The sequence below is a fragment of the Microbacterium atlanticum genome (assembly GCF_015277815.1).
Taxonomy (GTDB): domain Bacteria; phylum Actinomycetota; class Actinomycetes; order Actinomycetales; family Microbacteriaceae; genus Microbacterium; species Microbacterium atlanticum.
In genome coordinates this window covers 850,869-871,919 of sequence record NZ_CP063813.1, presented here as the reverse complement: position 1 = coordinate 871,919, position 21,051 = coordinate 850,869, and the positions used below count along the sequence as shown (strand labels likewise).

15 protein-coding genes are annotated in these 21,051 nt (G+C 71.5%); 3 read left to right on the top strand and 12 right to left on the bottom strand.

Annotated elements, in window-relative coordinates:
• Positions 1-10: 10 nt before the first annotated feature.
• The 8 genes from IR212_RS03805 to IR212_RS03770 form a co-directional block, all read right to left on the bottom strand.
• Positions 11-1,243, bottom strand: a complete 1,233-nt coding sequence (locus tag IR212_RS03805; protein WP_194397665.1) for a hypothetical protein — start codon at positions 1,241-1,243, stop codon at positions 11-13.
• Positions 1,243-1,548, bottom strand: coding sequence for a flagellar protein FlgN (locus IR212_RS03800; protein ID WP_194397664.1), 306 nt, complete (start codon positions 1,546-1,548; stop codon positions 1,243-1,245). The genes IR212_RS03805 and IR212_RS03800 overlap by 1 nt, the downstream gene beginning before the upstream one ends.
• Positions 1,549-1,632: 84 nt before the next feature.
• Positions 1,633-1,920: a WXG100 family type VII secretion target gene (locus tag IR212_RS03795; RefSeq protein WP_194397663.1), complete on the bottom strand. Its 288-nt coding sequence runs from the start codon at positions 1,918-1,920 to the stop codon at positions 1,633-1,635.
• A gap of 135 nt (positions 1,921-2,055) precedes the next feature.
• Positions 2,056-6,579 (bottom strand): FtsK/SpoIIIE domain-containing protein, encoded by a 4,524-nt coding sequence (locus IR212_RS03790; RefSeq protein WP_194397662.1) that lies wholly within the window; start codon positions 6,577-6,579, stop codon positions 2,056-2,058.
• 25 nt (positions 6,580-6,604) lie between these two features.
• Positions 6,605-7,801: an RDD family protein gene (locus tag IR212_RS03785; protein WP_194397661.1), complete on the bottom strand. Its 1,197-nt coding sequence runs from the start codon at positions 7,799-7,801 to the stop codon at positions 6,605-6,607.
• Between the two features lie 70 nt (positions 7,802-7,871).
• Complete coding sequence (purH, locus tag IR212_RS03780; RefSeq protein ID WP_194397660.1) at positions 7,872-9,476, bottom strand: bifunctional phosphoribosylaminoimidazolecarboxamide formyltransferase/IMP cyclohydrolase; 1,605 nt, start codon at positions 9,474-9,476, stop codon at positions 7,872-7,874.
• A 25-nt stretch (positions 9,477-9,501) separates the two neighbouring features.
• Positions 9,502-10,104, bottom strand: coding sequence for a phosphoribosylglycinamide formyltransferase (gene purN / locus IR212_RS03775; protein ID WP_194397659.1), 603 nt, complete (start codon positions 10,102-10,104; stop codon positions 9,502-9,504).
• A 9-nt stretch (positions 10,105-10,113) separates the two neighbouring features.
• Positions 10,114-11,457: a cell division protein PerM gene (locus IR212_RS03770; protein WP_228479470.1), complete on the bottom strand. Its 1,344-nt coding sequence runs from the start codon at positions 11,455-11,457 to the stop codon at positions 10,114-10,116.
• A 126-nt stretch (positions 11,458-11,583) separates the two neighbouring features.
• Here IR212_RS03770 and IR212_RS03765 point away from each other — a divergent pair, with 126 nt between their 5' ends.
• The gene (locus IR212_RS03765; RefSeq protein ID WP_228479469.1) at positions 11,584-13,068 is read left to right on the top strand and encodes an NCS2 family permease; all 1,485 of its coding nucleotides are present in this window, start codon (positions 11,584-11,586) and stop codon (positions 13,066-13,068) included.
• A gap of 53 nt (positions 13,069-13,121) precedes the next feature.
• Here IR212_RS03765 and IR212_RS03760 read toward each other — a convergent pair whose 3' ends face one another.
• The 4 genes from IR212_RS03760 to IR212_RS03745 form a co-directional block, all read right to left on the bottom strand.
• A complete protein-coding gene (locus tag IR212_RS03760) occupies positions 13,122-13,559 on the bottom strand; it encodes a nitroreductase family deazaflavin-dependent oxidoreductase (RefSeq protein ID WP_194397658.1) in 438 nt (145 codons plus the stop codon).
• Between the two features lie 114 nt (positions 13,560-13,673).
• On the bottom strand, positions 13,674-14,576 hold the full coding sequence (gene sucD / locus IR212_RS03755) for a succinate--CoA ligase subunit alpha (RefSeq protein ID WP_194397657.1): 903 nt from the start codon (positions 14,574-14,576) through the stop codon (positions 13,674-13,676).
• Positions 14,577-14,609: 33 nt separating this feature from the next.
• A complete protein-coding gene (gene sucC / locus IR212_RS03750) occupies positions 14,610-15,776 on the bottom strand; it encodes an ADP-forming succinate--CoA ligase subunit beta (RefSeq protein ID WP_194397656.1) in 1,167 nt (388 codons plus the stop codon).
• An 84-nt stretch (positions 15,777-15,860) separates the two neighbouring features.
• Positions 15,861-17,444: an FAD-dependent oxidoreductase gene (locus IR212_RS03745; protein WP_194397655.1), complete on the bottom strand. Its 1,584-nt coding sequence runs from the start codon at positions 17,442-17,444 to the stop codon at positions 15,861-15,863.
• 122 nt (positions 17,445-17,566) lie between these two features.
• On the opposite strand from IR212_RS03745, the gene IR212_RS03740 reads away from it, so the two are divergent.
• Positions 17,567-18,253: a TetR family transcriptional regulator gene (locus tag IR212_RS03740; protein ID WP_194397654.1), complete on the top strand. Its 687-nt coding sequence runs from the start codon at positions 17,567-17,569 to the stop codon at positions 18,251-18,253.
• A gap of 62 nt (positions 18,254-18,315) precedes the next feature.
• Complete coding sequence (locus tag IR212_RS03735; RefSeq protein ID WP_194397653.1) at positions 18,316-21,036, top strand: cation-translocating P-type ATPase; 2,721 nt, start codon at positions 18,316-18,318, stop codon at positions 21,034-21,036.
• Positions 21,037-21,051: the final 15 nt, after the last annotated feature.

Below are 21,051 nucleotides of genomic sequence, written 5' to 3'. Positions count from 1 at the left end.
GCCGATCGCGTCACCACGTCGGGTACGCGATGCGGTCGAGCCCGGTCACCAGCTCCGCGGTGCCCTGCAGCCCGCCCACGAACGCGGCGATGTTGTTGTAGTGCGCGCCGACGCCGCTGAAGGCGTACGTCAGCTGCTCGCCGGTCGTCCCGAGGGCGCCGACGACCTCCCACATGAACGGGTCCTGTCCGGTCATCACGGTGCTCAGGATCTCGTCGAACGAGTTGACGACGTAGCCGGCCTCGGGTCCGAGCGAGCGCATGTTCGAGATCCACTGACCGGGGCTGCGCGATGCGAAGCTCAGCCCCCATCGGGCCGCGTCGTCGCCGAACGAGAGACCCCCGGCGGGGAGACCCGCCCACGCTCGCATGCCGGCCCCGAAACCGCCGCTGGCGAACTCGCCGAAGGCGCCGAACGGCAGCACGCCCAGGACGGCCAGTCCCACCTCCCAGAGCGCGGCATCACCGCGGGAGTACTGCCAGAGCGTTCCCGCGAGTGTCAGAACGCCCACGGCGAGGGCCAGCAGGGCGACGATGGGGCCGCCGACCACCATCGCCAGCACGGCGAGCACCACGCCGGCGACCGCGAGCACGTCCAGCGCGAAGTCGACGAATCCGTCGAGGTTGTCGCGCCAGCCGTCCTTGATCGCGTTGGCATTCGAGGACCGCACGCCCTCGACGGCGGCGTCGAACGCCGTCTCCCAGCGGTCGTACTGGTCGTCGAAGTCGTCGGCCGCGCCCTTCCACAGGAGGTACGCGGCGTCCTTGTCGCCCTCCGCGGCATCGACGGCGTCGGCGTGCGTGCGCTCCGCCTCGGTGCGGGCATCCGTGTCGTCATCGGCCCCGTCCGGGTACGGCACCGGTGCCATCTGCGCGCTCTGCCACTCGCTGAGCGCCTGCTGGTACTTGAGCCAGTAGGTGTCGGCATCGGGCACGGTGACCTTCATCAGCGCCTTGACCGCGGCCAGCTCCGAGCCGTAGTCGCGGACGAAGGGACCGACCGCCTGGTACAGCTCCGCCGCACGGCCCAGCTCGACGTTCACCTCGGCGCTCAGCTCGCGCAGCCTGTCGACCGCCTTGCCCTCCATGTCGGCACCGTCGTCGACGAGCCGTGTGAGCAGCGACTCCGCATCCGACATCGCCGCGCCGAGGTTGACGATCTGCTGCCCGCGCTCACGGACGTCGTCGCCGTTTCCGGCCACGACCTCGACCGGGCGTCCCTTGGGGGATTGATGGATCGACATCACTCGTCAACTTCCTGCATCTGCGCCGCGAGCTCGGCGGCCACCTGGGTGTCGAAGTCGCCGAAGCCCTCCAGCACGGTCTTGGCCTGCTCGGTGACCGCCTTGAGCCCCTCGTTCAGCTTGTTGCGCCGGTCGTCCCAGCGCTCCTCGAAGTCGTCGGTCTTGTCGCGGAGCTCGCTGCGCCCGTACGGGGACCCGATGTCACTGCTGAGGTCGCTGCGCCGCTTGGACGCCGACTCGAACTCCGTCTGCGTCGCGAGCAGGTTGGTGTACAGCGCACCGAGCTCGTCGTATGAGATCTTCACCGACACGTGTGTTCACTCCCAAGGCCGTGGTCGAACGAGAGGACGCGTGGGGAACGGGCGTCCCCCACGCGTGAAGTCCTGTGCTCAGCCGCCGGCGAGCTGCTGGTCGAGGTCCTGGATGGCGCGCATCATGCCCAGCAGCGCCTCGGACATGTCGTTGATGCCGTCCACCGCACCCTTCAGACCCGTCGTCAGCTCGGAGTAGCCCTCACCGAACTTCCCCGACGCGTGCTGCGTCTTGAAGTCCTCACCCAGCAACGTGTCCACCTGGCTCTTCAGCGCGTCCAGCTGACCCTGGATGTCATCGCGAGCCTGCGACAGCGACGACGCCACCTGCTCCATCTCCGCATACGAGGCACCGAAATCCGCCATCGTCAACTCCCTCACTCAGGTAACCCGACCCACCCCGGGCGGGACATCAGAAACCTAACCGACGCGATCGACGGGGGGCGATGGGGACCATTCCCCATGGCATGACCCCGCGCCCGCCTGCCCCGTCGCCGCCCGTCAGTGCTGCGGCACGGCTACGGGGAGAGCGGATGCCTCCACGAGCGGCAGCTGCACCGTCACCTGGCGGCCCGCCTGCACGAAGATGCCGCGCCCGTCGGGGAAGTCCGCCCGCTTGACCTTCGGGAAGGGCACCTTGAACACCGCGTCGCCGTCGAAGGCGTCGGGCTTGAGGATGATGCCCTTGCGTCCGCCCTTGAAGTCGCCCACGAGCCCGAACCCGCTGGTCACCTGCGTGACGTCGGCGTCGCCGATGAGGAAGTGCTCGCTGCGGTTGACGGCCTGGAACAGGGCCTTGAGCGGCCGCTCGGCGGGCGAGTCGGCGAACTGGGGCACATCCTCGATCACGATCATGAGACGGGTCTCGATGGACTCGTCGGCCACGAGCTCGGCGAGCTCGGTCGCGAGCTCCTTGGCCTCGTCGGGCGTCGTGGCGCTGCGCATCCACGGCGCGAACTCCTTCAGCTGCGACCGGCGGCCTCCGAAGTGGAAGAGCCTCACGCCCGGGTCGAAGCGCACCATCGCGGTGACCAGCGCCTTCATCGCGTTGGTCTTGCCCGCCAGCGGCGGCCCGGCGACGACGAAGGTGCCGACCGGATCGACCTCGCGGGGCGCGAGGGTGTCCTCGGCGATGCCGAGCGCGGGGAGGTCCCCGATCCGGTCCGGCAGCGCCGACCAGGCCAGGCGGGTCGGGAGCGACCCGATCTCGTCGACCTCGCGCGCGCCGAGCGCGCGCAGCTCGGCGGCCCACTGCCCGAGCAGCTTGGTCTGCTCGGCGACATTGGGGGTGCCGCCCAGGACCGCGATCTGCGTCTCGAATCCGTCGATGATCGCGCGGCCGGGCGCCGAGCGCTCGTCCAGCACGTCCTTCGGCGCGTTCAGCAGCGAGTACGCGTTCTCGTCGGCGAGCCGCAGGATCACGCGGCGCGAGATGTTGGAGCTGACCGCGGTGGGCACCGACCCCGAGCGGTCGGCGGTCGCGACGACGTGCACGCCGAGGGGCCGCCCCTCGCCCAGGATGCGCATGAACGCCTGGTAGAACGGCATCCGCGCGGTGGTCGTCTCCCACTCGCCGCGGAACTGCGGCAGCCCGTCCAGCAGCAGGATGATGCGCGGCTCGTCGCGACCGGTGAGCTCTCGGTACTCCGCGATGCTCGACGCGTTGGCGGCCGAGAACCGCTTGCCGCGGTCGTCGAGCACGGCGCCGAGCGACCGCAGGATGCGCTGGACGCGCTCGGCGTCGTCGCCCGGGATGATCGACCCGACGTGGGGCAGCACCTCGAGGCTCTTGAGCGCACCCGCGCCGAAGTCCAGCCCGTACACCGCGACGTTCTCGGCGCGACGTCCCATCGCCGCGGAGATCGCGGCGGTGCGCAGCACCGTGGACTTCCCCGACCCGCTCGTGCCGTAGACCAGGAGCGAGCCGTCGCGGTCGGGCTCGAAGTACACCGGCTCCTGCAGCTGCCGCTCGGGGACGTCGCGCTTGCCGAGCAGGATGCTCCCCGGCCGCCCGGCGCGGAGCGCCCGGATGTCGACGGTGGTCTCGAGGTCGTCGAGCCACGGGCGCCGGGGCGCCGGGATGCGCGCCTGCGCCGCGGCCGCCACGAGCGTCGCGACGATGCGCTTCTGGTCGTTGGGCCCCGGGTCGGCGGTGTCGTCGGTCGCCTCGCCCTGGTCGTCGAGCTCCCACCTCTGCACCGACCCGAACCGCAGCTCGGCGACGCTCACGTCGGCTGCCGGCGCTTCATCGGTGCTCCAGCCGCCCGCGTAGGCGGACTGGAACGGCACCAGACGCCCGGGCCCCGTCTTGGCGATGCCGCGACCGGGGATCCCGGGGTCGAAGCGGGCGGCGACCGGGTCGTCGACGACGTCCTTCGAGTCCGACTCGTCGGCCATGCGCAGCGCGACGCGGAGGTTGGTGTTGGCACGCAGGTTGTCCTTGATGACACCGGCCGGCCGCTGCGTGGCCATGATGAGGTGGATGCCGAGGGAGCGGCCGCGCTGGGCGATGTCGACGACGCCGTCCACGAACTCGGGCACCTCGCCGGCGAGCGCCGCGAACTCGTCGATCACGATGACCAGCGCCGGGGGCGCGTCGGGGTCGCGGCGCTTCTCGAGCTCGAGCAGGTCCTTGGCCTTCTTGCGGTTGAAGAGGTGCTCGCGATGGTGCAGCTCGGCGCGGAGGCTCGTCAGGGCGCGCCGCACGAGGTGCGGGCTCAGGTCGGTCACCAGGCCGACGCAGTGCGGCAGCTCGACGCAGTCGGCGAAGGCCGACCCGCCCTTGTAGTCGACGAAGAGGAACGTCACGCGGTCGGGGCTGTGGGCGGCGGCCATGCCGAGCACCCACGCCTGGAGGAACTCCGACTTGCCGGCGCCGGTGGTGCCGCCGACGAGGGCGTGCGGTCCCTGCGCGCGCAGGTCGAGGGTCATCGCGTCGGTCGCCCCCTGCCCCACGATCGCCCGCAGGCTGCCGGCCTTCTTCAGGCGCGGCAGCGTCGCGCCCGAGCGGTCGACGATCGTGTTGTTCTCGCGCCAGCGCTCGACGGCGAACGACGGATCCGACGCGATCTCCGGGCCGACGACCGAGAGGAACATGACAGAGTTGGGGATGTCCGAGGAGTCCTCGATGACCGTGCTGGAGTCGGCGACCGGAGCCAGGCGCCTGGCCAGCACGCTCATGAGCTCGTTCGACACGCCCTCCACCGCCGTGGCCGGGTACTCCACGCCGCTGCGGACCGTCCCCGCCCGTGCCGCCTCCAGCCCGCCCGAGACGTCGACGAAGCTCCGGCAGACCGCCGGCAGCGCCTCGACGACCGGCGCCACGAACAGTCCGTAGACGCCCACGTCGGCGCCGCGCTCGAGCACCTGGGTCAGGCGGGCACGATCCACCGGGGCATCCGCCGTCACGATCACGACGACCGCCGTCTGCCCCGGGAACGTCGCGTCCTCCGCGGCGCGGCGGACGTCCGTGCCGTAGCGCATCGGGTCCCAGTCGTCGTCGAGCGGCAGTCGCGGCGATGACGCCGCCTTCGACCGGCGCATCACCAGCTCCTCCAGCGCCGACAGGAGGGCGGCACCCGTGGACGCCGAGTCCGACAGCGGCATGTCGCGGAACGGGCTGCGCTCGCTCGTGGTGTGCGGCAGCCACTTCAGCCACTCCAGCTGCGTCGCCCACTGCGGCTCGGTGATCGCCACGGCGACGAGTTCGTTCGGCGAGTGCAGCCCGAACAGCTGCACGCACAGGCCGCGCAGCGCGTCGGCCGCCTCCCGCGGAGGTCCTGCGACGCCGATCACGCCGACGCTCTGCAGCGACTCCAGCACAGGCACGCCGTCGATGATGCGATATCGCTCACGGAGGCGGTCGACCCGGTCGACGTACTCCTGCAGCGCGTCGGGGTTCTCAGCCCGCTTGATCGTCGTGCGCGAGGGCGCCTCGGACGTCCCCAGCCTGACCGACAGGAAGTTCCAGTGCTCGGGGCGCCGCGTCCACAGCATGGGCCCCAGCCGCATCGCCTCGTCGAACACGACGGCGACCGGCGGCACCTCGGCGTTGCGCACCTCGCGCTCCCGCGGACGCTCCCGGTACAGCTTCTCCTCGAGCTCCTCGAAGGTGCGCTCGAAGATCTCGGCCTCCTTGCGCACCCGCTGACCCACCTGCGTGCGCTGCGAGATGAAGTTGCCGAGCAGCATGAGGGGCGACAGCAGCACGACCAGCAGCGAGCGCGGATTCCCGGTCATCGCGAAGATCGACGCGCCCAGGATGACCGGCGCGACGAGCATCGGCCACGGGAACAGGCGGCTCACCGGGTCCTTGGGCAGGCGCGGCTCCGGCAGCTCCTCTCCCACGTAGCGCGGCTCGACCCTCGGGCTGCGGTTGAACAGCAGCGATCCGCCCCGCTCGAGCACGGGGTCCTGTTCCACCGGCGCGAAGTCCTGCACCATGCGCACGACGAGCTCGGTGTCGCCGAGCGCGAACCGCTGACCCGGGATGACGCGGAGGCGCTGCACCAGGCCGCCGTCGACCACGATGCCGTTGGCGGAGTTGAGGTCCACCAGCTCCACGGAGGCTCCGACCTCGATGCGGGCGTGCCGCTTGGACACCAGCGGGTCGTCGAGCACGACGTCGGCCGCGGCCGCACGGCCGATCGTGAAGTGCCCCCGCGGCAGCGGGAACTCCCGTCCCGCGAACGGGCCGGCCACGACCGTCAGGATCGCCGCCGGCGGCGCGCCCGCCCGGCGGCTCGAGACGTAGTCGGCCCCGAGGTTCGCGATCGATGCGACGAAGCCCGAGCCCACCGGCGCGTCGCTGATCAGCATGTCGGGCTCGAGCAGCTGGAACGCCGACGACGTCGGCGAAGCCACCTCGAGCGTGAGGACATCGCGCGGCGACGACACGAAGCTGCGCGCGGGATCGGTCTCGGCGATGCGGCGCGCCACGTCCTGCACGGTCGCCGTGGTGTCGGAGGTGACCACGATGTCGGTGTGATGGCCGTCGCGACGCTGAAGCGTCAGTTTGAGTCTCATTCGCCGTCCTGGTCGAGCACCGGTCTCAGCCGATGCGGATCATTGCGTGTCGGTCGCCGAACCGGATCGTATCGCCGGGCCGGAGCGCAGCCGGCGCGCCCGGAGTGAGCGGATGCTCCGCCCCGCCGCGCACCACCACACTGCCGTTGGTCGACCCGCGGTCGACCACGACGGTGTCGCCGCCGTGCGGCAGCACCGCGAGATGGGTCTTGGAGACCGACATGGTGGGATCGTCGATCGGGACCGGGGTGACGCCGTCGTCGCCGGTGACCGGCGCCGGATCGCGGCCGATCAGGATGCCGGTGCCGACGTCGATGATGCGGCCGGTGTCGAGCACGAAGCGCAGGGCCGGCGGCGCTTGCGCGGCCGGAACGTCGGGCGTCTCCGGCAGCAGCCGCGGTGGCACCCATCCCGAGGCCGCCGGGGCTGGCGCAGGCGGTGACGCCGAGGCCGTCGGCGACCCGGCGTCGGGCCCGTCGCCGCGCACCGCCCCGAGCACGCCGCCGCTGCTGCGCGCAGCCGGGACGTAGGCGGCCGTCGCGGCGTCGCCGGCAGCCGTGGCGAGCGACGGGAGCTCGCGGCGGACGTCCTCGAGGTCGGTGGCCACCGTCTTGCGCGCGATGCGCATGCGCTTGGCGTCGTAGGGGTTCAGTCCGTGCCGGATGTCGACGAACCACGTCGCGCCGGCGAGGTCTGCCCATCCCCGGCCCCGGCGGTCGGGATCGAAGAACGGCGACAGCGCGACGACGAGGACGGGTCCGAGCAGCGGCACGGCGAAGCTCGCCCCCAGCACGAGTCCGCGCACGACGGCTCCCCGCCAGAAGCCGGGACGCTCGAGCGTACGCACGTTCACCGAGCGCAGGCCCGTCAGCGCCTTGCCGAGCGTGACACCCCGACGGCCGTGCAGCACGAGCTGCACGATGAGGTAGACGCTGACGAGCACCGTCGACACGGCGCTGCAGACGACGATGAGCACCCATCGGTCCCGCAGCGCCTCGGCCGGATCGGCGTCCGCGCCCGCCCCGATGAGCGCCGGCAGGGCGCCCAGCAGCAGCGGCAGCAGCAGCAGCACGTAGACCGCGGCCTCGACGGCCGCCGCGAGCGCCCGGCGCCCGAACGGCGCGCGCACCAGGCCCAGCGACGCGGCGTACGCCGGCCGCGGTCGCCCATCCTCGTCGAGACCCTCGATGCCGCGGGTCGACTCGTCGATCTCCCAGATCACGCGGTCCTCCTGGCCAAACTCCATCGACCCTAACCCGGGCGCGCGCAAGCGCCGTCACCGGGGGCGGGCGTCAGTGGAAGAAGTGGCGCTCGCCCGTGAAGAACATCGTGACGCCCGCCGCCTGCGCCGCGGCGATCACCTCGTCGTCGCGCACCGAGCCGCCGGGCTGGATGATCGCCGAGATGCCGGCGTCCAGCAGCACCTGCGGCCCGTCGGCGAAGGGAAAGAACGCGTCGGATGCCGCGACCGACCCGGCCGCGCGATCTCCCGCGCGCTCCACCGCGAGCCGGCACGAGTCGACGCGGTTGACCTGGCCCATGCCGATGCCGACGGTGGCCGAGCTCTTGGCCAGCACGATGGCGTTGGACTTGACCGCGCGGCACGACTTCCAGGCGAAGATGAGGTTGGTCATCTCGTCGTCGGACGGGCGCTCCCCCGACACCAGCTGCCAGTCCTTCGCGACCGACTCGATGTCATCGGGGAACCGGTCGGCATCCTGCAGGAGCAGGCCGCCCGAGACGAGGCGGACGTCCATCCGCTCCTGCCGCCAGTCGGCGGGAAGCTGCAGCACCCGCAGGTTCTTCTTGAGGCGGAAGACCTCCAGCGCCTCGGGCTCGAAGTCGGGGGCGACGATGACCTCGGTGAAGATGTCGCGGAGGTTCTCGGCCATCTTCAGCGTGACCGTGCGGTTCGCGGCGATGACACCGCCGAAGGCCGACACCGGGTCGCACTCGTGGGCGCGCAGGTGTGCGCTGGCGATGGGGTCGGGTGACTTCGGCGCGGCCACGGCGATCCCGCACGGATTCGCGTGCTTGATGATCGCGACGGCCGGCTTGACCATGTCGAACGCGGCGCGGAGGGCGGCATCGGCGTCCACATAGTTGTTGTACGACATCTCCTTGCCCTGCAGCTGCGTGGCCTGGGCGATGCCATGGCCGCCGTTGCGGGTGTAGATCGCCGCGCGCTGGTGCGCGTTCTCGCCGTAGCGCAGCGTCGCCAGGCGCTCGGCCTTGATCGTGAGGTGGGCGGGCAGGTCCTCTTCGAGCAGCGTGCCCTCCGAGAACCAGGTCGCCACGGCGCGGTCGTACTCCGCGGTGTGCGCGAAGGCGCGCGCCGCGAGCTCGCGCCGCTGCACCAGGGTGGTGCCCCCGGCGCGGACCGCCTCCATCACGGCGGGGTAGGACGACGGCGAGACGACGATCGCGACGTTGGCGTAGTTCTTCGCCGACGCGCGCACCATGGCGGGACCGCCGATGTCGATCTGCTCGACCACGTCGTCGCCCTGTGCCCCGGAGCGCACCGTCTCGACGAAGGGGTACAGGTTCACCACGACGAGCTCGAACGGCGCGATGTCCAGGGCGGCGAGCTGACGCTCGTGGTCCTCGAGGCGCAGATCGGCGAGGAGTCCCGCGTGCACGCCGGGGTGCAGCGTCTTGACGCGGCCGTCGAGCGACTCCGGGAACCCGGTGACGCTCGAGACGTCGGTCACGTCGTAGCCCGCGTCGCGCAGGAGCGTGGCCGAGCCGCCGGTCGACACGATCTCCACGCCCGCCTCGGCGAGCGCGGCACCGAGCGCCAGCAGGTCGGTCTTGTCGCTCACCGACACCAGCGCCCGGCGCACCGGGACGAGGTCGCGCGAGCGGTAGAGGGCGGGGTCGTGGCTCGGTCCGGCCATGCGGGTTCTCCTCTGTGGGGATGGGTCAGAGCTGGGCGCGCGCGGACTCCGCCGCGAGGTCGAGATCGCCGGTCGCGACGCGGCGCACCACGTCGATGAGCAGGCGCCGCTCGACGGGCTTGATGCGCTCGTGCAGGGCGTGCTCGTCGTCGCCCGGCAGCACCGGCACGCGCTCCTGGGCGAGGATAGGGCCGGAGTCCACTCCGCTGTCGACGATGATCACACTGGCCCCGGTCTGGGCGACGCCGGCGGCCAGTGCGTCGCGCACGCCGTGCGCACCGGGGAACTCCGGAAGGTAGGCCGGATGGGTGTTGATGATGCGCGGCGACCACGCATCGACGAGATCCGACGGCAGCAGCCGCATCAGGCCGCTCAGCACCACCAGGTCCGGCTGCCACACCGCGAGCTGCGTGCCGAGTTCGGCCCCCCATTCCTCCCGCGTGGCGAACTGCGCGAACGGCACCATGAAGGTCGGGATGCCGTACTCCTCCGCGTGGGCGAAGCCGTCGGCCTCGCGATCACCGCCGACGACGACGATGCGGGCGGGGAACTCGGGTTCGGCCGCCGCGTCGAGCAGTGCGCGCAGATTCGACCCTGTGCCCGAGATGAGGACGGCGACCGTGAGCACCGGCCCAGTTTAGTCCGGAAGCCGCCCCGGCCCGTGCGGGGTCAGACTCGGCAGCACGATCGGCTCCGTCGTCGCCTCCACGACGTCGGCCGGCGCGGGAGGCGCCGTCTCGACGGAGCCGGCCGCGCGCCGGGGCGACAGCAGCAGGATGCCCGCGCCGACGAGCACCTCCAGCCCGACCGCGAGCGCGAGCGGCCCGGGGTCCGGACCGAAGTGGGCCAGGCGGCCCGGTCCGAGCGATCCCGAGGCGGCGAGCGCCAACAGGGCGGCGGCGCCGCCTGACACGATCGCGATCCCCGCGGTGATGACGAGCCGTGCGCCGAGCGGATCGCCGGCCGACCGCTCCCGGTCTGAGTCCTCGTGCACGCCGTGCGCCACCAGGCGCGAGCGGGCGATCCACCCTGCCAGCGCGCCGAGCGCGACGGGCAGCAGTGCGAGCAGCAGCAGCCACGACGTCGTCGAGTCCGGCACCGCGCCCAGCGCGGGAAGCCCCGGCACCACGCCGACCTGGGTGCCCGCAGGTGAGACCGACGTGCCCTCCGCCACGGCGAATCCCGGCCCGGCCGCGAAGCTCATGCCCCACACCGCGAGGGTCGGCACGTACGCGAGCTGGCCGAGGGTCAGCACGGTCGCCCCCAGCACGTCGGCGTCGCCCGCCTGGAACAGCGCGACGATCTGGCCCGCCCGTGCGAAGACGGCCACGGCGGCGACCGCGGCTCCCAGACCGACCAGCCCCACGACGGCGACCGCCGACCCGCGAGCGATGAGCGCGGGCGTCTCGGCCCAGCCGTGCGGAAGGGCCTCGACCCGGTCGCGGAGCCGCGCGATCGGGCCCGCTCCGGCCTCCCTCCACTCGGTGACGATCGCCGCCGCGAGCGCCGGGAGGGCGAACACGAGCGTCGGCACGAGGATCGCCTGCCACGTCGCGGCCGACGCCGGCTCGTTCGCGCCCGTGAGCGCGGCACCGGCGGCGAGACCGGCGAAGACCAGGGACGACGTGGCGACACCGGTGGCCCAGGCGTCGGCGCGCGAAGCGCGCACACCCGACCGCGCTGCGAAGACGGCGGTGAACGCGGCGAAGGCGAGGGGCGCGAGGGAGAGGACGAAGGATGCCGCGTCCGCGGCGATTCCCGTCTCGGCGAGGTAGTCGGGCGGCAGCGTGATCTGCAGCGGGACGAGGTGGCCCAGCTGCCACACCGACACCGCGGCCGGCCATAGAACGCCCCAGTCGGCACCCGCGCCGAATCCGAACACCCACAGCAGGGTCAGCGGCGCGAGGGTCGCGGCAAGGCCGACGGCGACCGCGATGGCGGCGTCGACGGACGCGAGGAGGGCGACGATGAGGCGATTCATGCGCCATCGACCCTACTTCGTGCGGGTCCGGCCGCCGGTCGCCCGCGCCGCGAGGGGAGGCATCCGCTCGACCGCGTCAGGGGCGGCCGCCGGAGCGACTAGCGTTGTATGACGGAGGTCAACCACATGAGCACAGGTCCGTCCACCACGTCGAACGCACCCGGCGAGGTCGAAAGTCCCCGGACGCCCACGCCGAAGGGCCGCCTGGACGGGTTCTTCGAGATCACCCGGCGCGGTTCGAGCATCGGCACCGAGGTCCGAGGCGGTGTGGTGACCTTCGTGACGATGGCCTACATCGTCATCCTCAACCCGATCATCCTGTCCGCCGGCGTCGACGTGGACGGCGGTACCCTCGGATTCACTCAGGTGGCCGCCGCGACGGCGCTCACCGCGGGGGTCATGACGGTGCTGTTCGGTCTCGTGACCCGGCTGCCGTTCGCCTTCGCGGCGGGGCTCGGCATCAACTCGTTCCTCGCCGTCTCGGTCGTCGGCCAGGTGACCTGGCCCGAGGCGATGGGCCTCGTCGTGATCAACGGCCTCCTCATCGTGCTCCTCGCGGCAACCGGGCTGCGGCAGATGATCTTCGACGCGGTGCCGCTGCAGCTCAAGCTCGCCATCACCGTCGGCATCGGCCTGTTCATCGCGTTCATCGGCTTCGTCGACGCGGGCCTGGTCACGTCCACCGGCGCTTCCTCTCCCCCGGTGGGCCTCGGCGTCGACGGCTCGGTCGCCACGGTGCCGACGCTCATCTTCGTCTTCACACTGCTGCTGACCGGCATCCTGGTGGCGCGCAAGGTCAAGGGCGGCATCCTCATCGGCCTGGTGACCGGCACGGTCGTCGCCGTGATCGTCGAGGCAGTCTGGAACATCGGCCCGAAGTTCGCCGGCGACGAGGTCAACCCCGGCGGCTGGGGGCTGTCGGTGCCCGAGCTGCCGGCGTCGCTCGTGAGCATCCCGGACCTCTCGCTCGTGGGTCAGATCTCGTTCGGCTCGTTCGAGCGGATCGGCGTGCTGGCTGCCCTCATGCTGGTCTTCACCCTGGTCTTCACGAACTTCTTCGACGCGATGGGCACGATGACGGGCCTGTCGAAGGAGGCGGGCCTCGCGGACGAGAAGGGCGACTTCCCTCGCATCAAGTCGGCGCTCGTGGTCGAGGGCGTCGGCGCGGTCGCGGGCGGCCTGACCTCCAGCTCGTCCAACACGGTGTTCATCGAGTCCGGCGCCGGGATCGGGGAGGGCGCCCGGACCGGATTCGCGAACGTCGTGACCGGCGGGCTGTTCCTGGTGGCGATGTTCTTCACGCCGCTCGTCTCGATCGTGCCCACCGAGGTCGCCGCGGCGGCGCTGGTCATCGTCGGTGCGCTGATGATGTCGCAGATCCGCTTCATCGACTTCTCCGACTTCTCGATCCTGCTGCCGGTCTTCCTCGCCATCACCGTCATGCCGCTGACGTACTCGATCGCCAACGGCATCGGCGCGGGTTTCGTCGCGTGGGTGGTCGTGCGCTCGCTGTCGGGCAAGGCGCGCGAGATCAGCCCGCTGCTGTGGATCGTGGCCGCCGGCTTCGTGCTCTACTTCGCCCGCGGGCCGCTGGAGGCGCTGCTGGGCTGAGCGCTGTTCCTCTCCGAGAGCGCGTTCGACGTCGGGCTCGGCCGGGACCGGGATCAGCCCTGCGGCTCGAGCACGAAGACCGCGATCTGCCGGTCGGTGCGCATCTGGTAGGCGTCGTAGTCCGGCCACACCGCGGTGGCGCGCTCCCACCACTGCGCGCGCTCGTCGCCGGTCACCTCGCGCGCGAGGTAGTCGCGCTTCACCGCGCCGTCCTGCAGCTCGACGAGGGGATGACGACGCATGTTGTCGGCCCACTTCGGCTCGTCCGGCGCCCCGCCCTTCGAGGCGACGACGGCGTAGCGCCCGTCGTGCTCGACCCGCATCAGCGCGGTCTTGCGCAGTGCGCGGGTCTTCGCGCCGACGGTCGTCAGCACGATGATCGGCACGCCGCGCAGCGTGTTCGCCTTCTCCCCCTTGGAGGCCTCGAAGACCTCCGCCTGCTTGCGCGCCCAGTCGGACGTGGACGGCTTGTACTCTCCGGTCAACGGCATGTCCTCCAGCGTAGGCGGCTCACGAGAGGGCGGCGCCGCCGGCCGGCTGACACGGCGAGGGCGGATGCCGCGACCCGGTGTCGCGGCATCCGCCCTCGCTGTCACGCTCTGCGCTCAGAGCGCCTCGATGATCTCCCGCATCAGCGCGGCGGTCTCGGACGGCGTCTTGCCTACCTTGACGCCGGCGGCCTCGAGGGCCTCCTTCTTCGCCTGCGCGGTGCCCGCCGAACCCGAGACGATGGCCCCGGCGTGGCCCATCGTCTTGCCCTCGGGGGCGGTGAAGCCGGCGACGTACCCGACGACCGGCTTGGTGACGTGGGCCTTGATGAAGTCGGCCGCACGCTCCTCGGCGTCGCCGCCGATCTCGCCGATCATGACGATCGCCTTGGTCTCGGGGTCCGCCTCGAACGCCTCGAGCGCGTCGATGTGCGTGGTGCCGATGATGGGGTCGCCGCCGATGCCGATGGCGGTCGAGAAGCCGATGTCGCGCAGCTCGAACATCATCTGGTAGGTGAGGGTGCCCGACTTCGAGACGAGGCCGATGGGGCCCTTGCCGGTGATGTTGGCGGGCGTGATGCCCACCAGCGACTCGTCGGGCGTGATGATCCCGGGGCAGTTCGGACCGATGATGCGCGTCTTGTTGCCCTTCGCAGTGGCGTGCGCCCACGCCTCGGCGGTGTCGCCGACGGGCACGCCCTCGGTGATGACCACGAGCAGCGGGATCTCGGCGTCGATGGCCTCGACCATCGCTGCCTTGGTGAACGCGGCGGGCACGAACGCGATGGACACGTCGGCGCCGGTCTTCTCCATCGCCTCGGCGACCGAGCCGAAGACGGGCAGCTCGACGGCGTTGCCGTCGCGGTCGTGGTGGAGCACCGTGGTGCCGGCCTTGCGGGCGTTCACGCCGCCGACGACGTTGGTGCCGGCCTTGAGCATCAGCGCGGTGTGCTTGGTGCCTTCGCCGCCGGTGATGCCCTGGACGATGACCTTGGAGTCCTTGTCAAGAAAGATCGACATGTCTGTTTCGTTCCTCGTATCCGGGTGTGAGTCTCAGGCGTTGGCGAGCTCGGCGGCCTTGTCGGCGCCCTCGTCCATCGTCGCGGCCAGGGTCACCAGCGGGTGGTTCGCATCCTGGAGGATCTTGCGGCCCTCTTCGACGCGGTTGCCGTCCAGCCGCACCACGAGAGGCTTCGACGCGGTCGCGCCCAGCTCGGCGAGCGCGCCCACGATGCCCTTGGCGACGGCGTCGCACGCCGTGATCCCCCCGAAGACGTTCACGAACACGGACTTGACCTGCGGGTCGCCGAGGATGACGTCCAGGCCCGCGGCCATCACCTCGGCCGACGCGCCGCCGCCGATGTCGAGGAAGTTGGCGGGCTTGACGCCGCCGTGGCTCTCGCCGGCGTACGCGACGACATCGAGGGTCGACATGACCAGGCCCGCGCCGTTGCCGATGATGCCCACCTGACCGTCGAGCTTGACGTAGTTCAGGTCGTTCTCCTTGGCCTTGGCCTCGAGCGGGTCGGCGGCGTCCTTGTCCTCGAGCAGCGCGTGGCCCTGGTGGCGGAACTCGGCGTTCTCGTCGAGCGTCACCTTGCCGTCGAGCGCGATGATCTCGCCGTCCTCCGAGAGGATGAGCGGGTTGACCTCGACCAGGGTGGCGTCCTCGCCCTTGTAGACGTTGTAGAGCTTGACGAAGACGTCGCTCACCTTGTCGACGAGCTCGGCGTCGAAGCCGGCGGCCTCGGCGATCTCGACGGCCTTGGCCTTGTCGATGCCCGTGCCCGGGTTGACGTCGATGCGGGCCAGCGCCTCGGGCTTCTCGACCGCGAGCTGCTCGATCTCCATGCCGCCTTCGACGGACGCGAGCGACAGGTACGAGCGGTTGGCGCGGTCCAGCAGCACCGAGAAGTAGTACTCCTTCGCGATGCGGGCGCCCGCGGCGACCATGACGCGCTTGACGACGTGGCCCTTGATGTCCAGGCCGAGGATGGCCTTGGCCGCCTCGTACGCCTCGTCCGGGCTCTTGGCGACCTTGACGCCGCCCGCCTTGCCGCGGCCGCCGGTCTTGACCTGCGCCTTCACGACGACGACGCCGCCGCCGAGCTTCTCGGCCGCTGCCTTCGCCTCCTCGGGGGTGTCGGCGACGATGCCCGGGAGCACCGGCACCTCGTACTTCTCGAAAAGGTCTCGTGCCTGGTACTCGTACAGATCCACAGTGATTCCTTCGCTGGGGCGAATGGGCGGGACGACGCGGGGAAAGCGTCTCGACGTCGAGATATCGACCAGTGCCCCAGCCTACTACCGCTCGTCGAGCGGTTCCGACCGCAGCGACGCGCCGGGCGCTTCCTCGACCTCCTCGCCGGGCACGCGCGGCAGTCGGGAGAGGTCATGCAGCGCGGGACCCTCGATGCGCCTTCCGTCCGCGCTGAAGCGCGACGCGTGCAGCGGACAGTCCCACGTGCACTCGGCGTCGTTCCAGCGCAGCACGCCGCCCATGTGGGTGCAGACCGCACTCACCGCCCGGGTGCGCCCGCCGACGGTCGAGATGCCGACCGGCTGCCCGCCGCGGCCCGCGACCACCCCGCAACCGTCGGCGGGGCGACGCACCGGCGTCGGGGCGACCTGCGCGCCGATCCACCCGGCCGTCGCCTCCCAGCCGACCCGCAGATTCTGCACGCCGCCTCGCGCGAGGTCGGCGGGGACGGTGAAGCGCGTCGCGATGACGTTCATCCAGTCCGGACGGTCGCGCCGGGGCACCCGGTCGATCTCGGCCGCCAGGCGCAGGGCGGCCGCCGGCGCGTTGGAGAGTCCCCACTTGGCGTAGCCGGTGGCGAACCGGATGCGCCCGAGGGAGCGTGGCATCGCCCCGACGAACGGCACGAGGTTGTGCGACTGGTAGTCCTGCGCCGACCACTCGGCGACCGGCTCCGCACCCGGGAAGTGGCGCTGGGTCCACGCGATCAGCGCGTCGATCCGCGTGCGCGGCGACGAGGAGCGTCCGGTCGGGAACCCGTTGCCGCCGACGACGAGCTGCGCCTGCTCGACGGGTCCGTCGTCGGCCGTGATCGACCTGACCGACTTCGTCTCGCCGTCGACGGTGACGTACAGGCCCTCGGGAAGCGGCCCGTCGGTCGTGAAGGCGACGCACGAGGAGCGCAGCCCGCTCACCTTCGCGAAGTACAGGCCGCGATCCACGATCGGGGTGGCGGTGGCGAGCACGACCTGGTCGGCCTCGGCGAAGCCGGCGGTGGTCTCGACGCCGGCGTGCGGGACCACCTGCGCCCCGGTCGCGCGCACGCCGGTGTGCAGCGTGCCGCCCTCCCGGAGGAACGCCTCGGCCATGGCGACGAGCAGCCGCTGGGGGTCGATCGCGACCTGGCCGTCCAGCGCCACCGCGCCGAGGATGGGGAAGGGCGACTGCGCGAGCTGGTCCGGCTCGACGCGCCGCGCGGGCAGTCCGGCCTCGAGCGCGGCCTCCAGCTCGGCATCCACCCGGCGCACGCCGTCCGGCGTCTGCGCATACGAGTACGCGGCGCGGCGCGAGAAGGGCACGCCGAGCTCCTCCGCGATCCCGGTCAGCCATCGCGCGCCGTCGAGGTTGGCGTCGACGTACGCGCGAGCGAGGCGGGCGGAGTGGTGCCGGCGGATCGACGACAGGACCGAGCCCTGCAGCACGGTCAGCTTGCCGGTATTCGCCCCGGAGGCCAGCTCCCCGACCTCGCCGGCCTCGATCACCGCGACATCGCGGCCTTGGCGCACGAGCAGCAGCGCGGTGGCGAGGCCGGTGAGGCCCGCGCCGACGACCACCACGTCGCGGTGCCGCCCGGGCTCGAAGGGCGTCCCGGGGACGGCCGGCGCGCCCCGCTTCCAGATCGGCGTCATGGGGCCAGTGAAGTGCACGCGTGCCGCCGCGTCGAGCCCCGTTGACAGCGGCCGTCCCGCCCGGCAGGGCGCGCGCGGCGAAGCCCGCACCGCAGAGCGCGGCGCATTAGGCTCTCCCCGAGATGTCCGACACCGCCGCCTCCGCAGCCCAGGCCGCTTCGCGCGCGGCGGTGGTGGCCGCCGCCCTCGAGCTGTTCGACGAGCAGGGGTTCGACCAGACCTCGGTGGAGCAGATCGCCCAGGCGGCGGGGGTGTCGCGGTCGACGTTCTTCCGCCAGTTCGGCGGGAAGGACGACGTGGTCTTCACCGACCACGAGGTGCTGCTGGACCGCCTGCGCGACTTCCTCGGGCGGGCGCACCCCGACCCGTGGGCCGCGGTGTGCGAGGCATCCGTTCTCGTCTACTCCCACTTCGCCGCCGACCCCGAGCTGGCCCGCCGCCGGTACGCGGTGGTGCGCGGCGTGCCCGCCCTGCGCGAGCGCGAGATCGTGACCGTCTTCCGCTACGAGCGGCTCTTCGACGAGTATCTGCGCGCGTCGCTGCCTGGCCTCGATCCCCTCGACGCCGTGGGGTTCGCCGCCCTGATCACGGCGGTGCACAACCACGTCCTGCGGCGACTGATCCGCGGGCCGAAGAAGGTGCCCGTCTCGGTGCTCAAGTCCGCCCTGGACGACGCCCGCCGCCGGTTCGGGGTGCTCCCCGACGACGAGTCGGCGCCGGCCGCGGACGACGTCGTCGTCGCGGTGTTCCGCCGCGGGATCCCGACCGCCGAGCTCACCCGCCGACTCCGCGCCGAGCTCGACGACTGACCTCGCGCGAGGCGGCGAAAAAGCACTGTGCCGCGCGCGACGTGCCGCTGTATGTTCAAGCCATGAGCACCGTGGACACCCCGCCCGGCACGGCATCGGACGCCCCGTGGTACACCCAGGAGCCCGACGCGGTCGTCGCGGCGCTCCGCAGCGACCGGGAGCGCGGCCTCACCGCCGCCGACGCCGCGGCACGGCTCGCCGAGCACGGCCCGAACGCCATCGCGGCCGAGAAGCCCCCGTCGACATGGCAGGTGGCGCTGCAGCAGCTGGCCGACCCCATGAACATCATGCTGGTGGCCGTCGCGATCATCAGCCTCTTCATCAACCAGGTGAGCGTCGGAATCCTCGTCGGTGCCCTCGTCGTGCTCAACATCGTGCTCGGCACGCGGCAGGAGATGAAGGCGAAGGCATCCGTCGACGCGCTGTCGAAGATGCAGATCCCGCAGGCGAAGGTCGTCCGCGACGGCACGCTGGTCCAGCTGGACGCGACGACCCTCGTCCCCGGCGACATCGTGAACCTCGAGGCGGGCGACCTGGTCCCCGCCGACGGGCGGATCCTCCGGTCGGCGACGCTCGAGACGCAGGAGGCGGCGCTCACCGGCGAGAGCGCGCCGATCGCGAAGGATGCCTCGACCCTCGCCGATCCCGAGACCACACTGGGCGACCGCACCGACATGGTCTTCCAGAACACCCAGGTCACCCGCGGCACGGCGGCGATCGTCGTCACCGACACCGGCATGCAGACGCAGATGGGTCGCATCGCGTCGATGCTCTCGTCCGTCAAGCCCGCCAAGTCGCCCCTGCAGCGTGAGCTCGACTCGCTCACCGGCGTGCTCGGCTGGATCGCATGGGGGGCCGTCGCCGTCATCATCGTGACGGGCCTGCTGCGCGGGCAGGAGATCGCCTCGGTGATCCTGCTCGGCATCTCGATGGCGATCTCGGCGATCCCGACGGGCATGCCGTCGTTCGTGCAGGCGATGCTCTCGTACGGGTCCCGCCAGCTCGCGGAGCACAAGGCGGTGGTCAAGAACCTCACCGACGTCGAGACGCTCGGCGCGACGAGCGCCATCAATTCCGACAAGACCGGCACGCTCACCATGAACGAGATGACGGTGGAGTCGCTGTACTACCGCGGCGAGTGGTTCACGGTGGCGGGCTCCGGCTACGAGAAGACCGGCGAGGTCCGCCACGCCGCCGGACTCCCCGTGCCGCAGTTCACCCAGCTCGCCCTCGGGCTCACGCTCTGCAGCGACGCCACCGTGTCGGACGACGGCGCGGTCATCGGCGACCCGACCGAGGCCGCCCTGGTGGTGCTGGCGGCGAAGCTGGGCGCCGAGGCGGAGCTCACGCGCGCGAAGTTCCCGCGGGTGGCCGAGGTGCCGTTCGACTCGGCGTACAAGTTCATGGCGACCTTCCACCGCATCCCGGTGGAGGGCACCGAGACGCTCGTCGGCTACGTCAAGGGCGGCCCCGACGTCGTGCTGGACCGCTGCAGCGCGGTGGCGACCATGGACGGCGTCGTGCCGATCGCCGACCGCCGCGAGCAGATCCTGGAAGCCAACCGCTCGCTCTCCGAGCAGGGGCTGCGCGTGCTGGCCTTCGCGTTCCGACGCTACGCGCCGGACGCGGCGGTGGCGGAGGATCCGATGGCGGCCGTGTCCGACCTCATCTTCGTCGGGCTGGTCGGGATCATCGACCCGCTGCGCCCGTCGTCGAAGGAGGCGGTGCGGATCGCCCGGGAGGCGGGCATCGAGGTGCGCATGATCACCGGCGACCACGCGATCACGGCCGCCGCGATCGGCTCCAAGCTCGGTCTCGGCGAGGGCGCCGCCAGCGGCGCCGAGATCCAGGCGATGAGCGACGACGAGCTCAAGACCGCCCTCCCCCGACTCCACATGTTCGGCCGGGTCACGCCCGAGGACAAGCTGCGCCTGGCCCGCCTCATGCAGGAGCAGGGCGCCGTCGTCGCGATGACCGGCGACGCCGTGAACGACGCCGCCGCGCTCAAGCAGGCCGACATCGGCGTCGCCATGGGGTCGGGAAGCGACGTGACCAAGCAGGCGGGGAAGATGATCCTCGTCGACGACAACTTCGGGACCCTCGTCACGGCCGTCCGCCTCGGGCGCTCGATCTACGAGAAGATCGTCAGCTACGTCCGGTTCCAGATGTCGCAGCTGTTCTCGCTCGTGCTGCTGTTCCTCGTGGCGAGCATCTTCGGCATCAACGACGGCGTGCCGCTGACGCCCATCATGGTGCTGTTCCTGAACTTCTTCGTGGCGATCTTCCCCGTCATCGTGATCCTCCTCGACCCGGCTCCCGAGGGCATCATGCTCAAGCCGCCGCGCGACCCGAAGAAGACCATCGCCAATCCCGCGGCGGTGACGCTGTGGTTCATCTACGGCGGCCTCATCTTCCTCACGACGCTGATCCCGCTGCTGATCTACCCCGACCAGCTCAGCTCCACCCAGCCGAACGTGCCCGTGACCATGGCATTCGTCGTGTGCGCCCTCGGCTCGATCTTCGGCGGCCTGGTGATGCGCCGCGATCCCGAGTCCGGCCTCGCGCCGCCCATCCTCATCGCGGTGAAGTGGCTCTCCATCCCGCTCGTGCTCACGGTGGCGGCCGTCGAGGTCGGCTTCATGCAGCGGCTCATCGGAACGACGAGCCTGTCGGGCGACGAGTGGCTCATCGCCCTCGGGCTGGCGCTCCTGGTCCCGGTGCTGATCGAGCTCGAGAAGTGGATCCGCCGTGCGCGCCTCCGGCGCCGCGCGGCGGTCGGATGAGCGACGTGCGTCGCG

What these genes read in the sequence shown, in the direction of transcription:
- sucD (WP_194397657.1), bottom strand. Translation starts at nt 14,576, where the DNA reads ATGTCGATCTTTCTTGACAAGGACTCCAAGGTCATCGTCCAGGGCATC.
- IR212_RS03765 (WP_228479469.1), top strand. Translation starts at nt 11,584, where the DNA reads ATGAGCACAGGTCCGTCCACCACGTCGAACGCACCCGGCGAGGTCGAA.
- IR212_RS03745 (WP_194397655.1), bottom strand. Translation starts at nt 17,444, where the DNA reads ATGACGCCGATCTGGAAGCGGGGCGCGCCGGCCGTCCCCGGGACGCCC.
- IR212_RS03770 (WP_228479470.1), bottom strand. Translation starts at nt 11,457, where the DNA reads ATGAATCGCCTCATCGTCGCCCTCCTCGCGTCCGTCGACGCCGCCATC.
- IR212_RS03735 (WP_194397653.1), top strand. Translation starts at nt 18,316, where the DNA reads ATGAGCACCGTGGACACCCCGCCCGGCACGGCATCGGACGCCCCGTGG.
- IR212_RS03795 (WP_194397663.1), bottom strand. Translation starts at nt 1,920, where the DNA reads ATGGCGGATTTCGGTGCCTCGTATGCGGAGATGGAGCAGGTGGCGTCG.
- IR212_RS03805 (WP_194397665.1), bottom strand. Translation starts at nt 1,243, where the DNA reads ATGTCGATCCATCAATCCCCCAAGGGACGCCCGGTCGAGGTCGTGGCC.
- IR212_RS03760 (WP_194397658.1), bottom strand. Translation starts at nt 13,559, where the DNA reads ATGCCGTTGACCGGAGAGTACAAGCCGTCCACGTCCGACTGGGCGCGC.
- IR212_RS03740 (WP_194397654.1), top strand. Translation starts at nt 17,567, where the DNA reads ATGTCCGACACCGCCGCCTCCGCAGCCCAGGCCGCTTCGCGCGCGGCG.
- IR212_RS03790 (WP_194397662.1), bottom strand. Translation starts at nt 6,579, where the DNA reads ATGAGACTCAAACTGACGCTTCAGCGTCGCGACGGCCATCACACCGAC.
- purH (WP_194397660.1), bottom strand. Translation starts at nt 9,476, where the DNA reads ATGGCCGGACCGAGCCACGACCCCGCCCTCTACCGCTCGCGCGACCTC.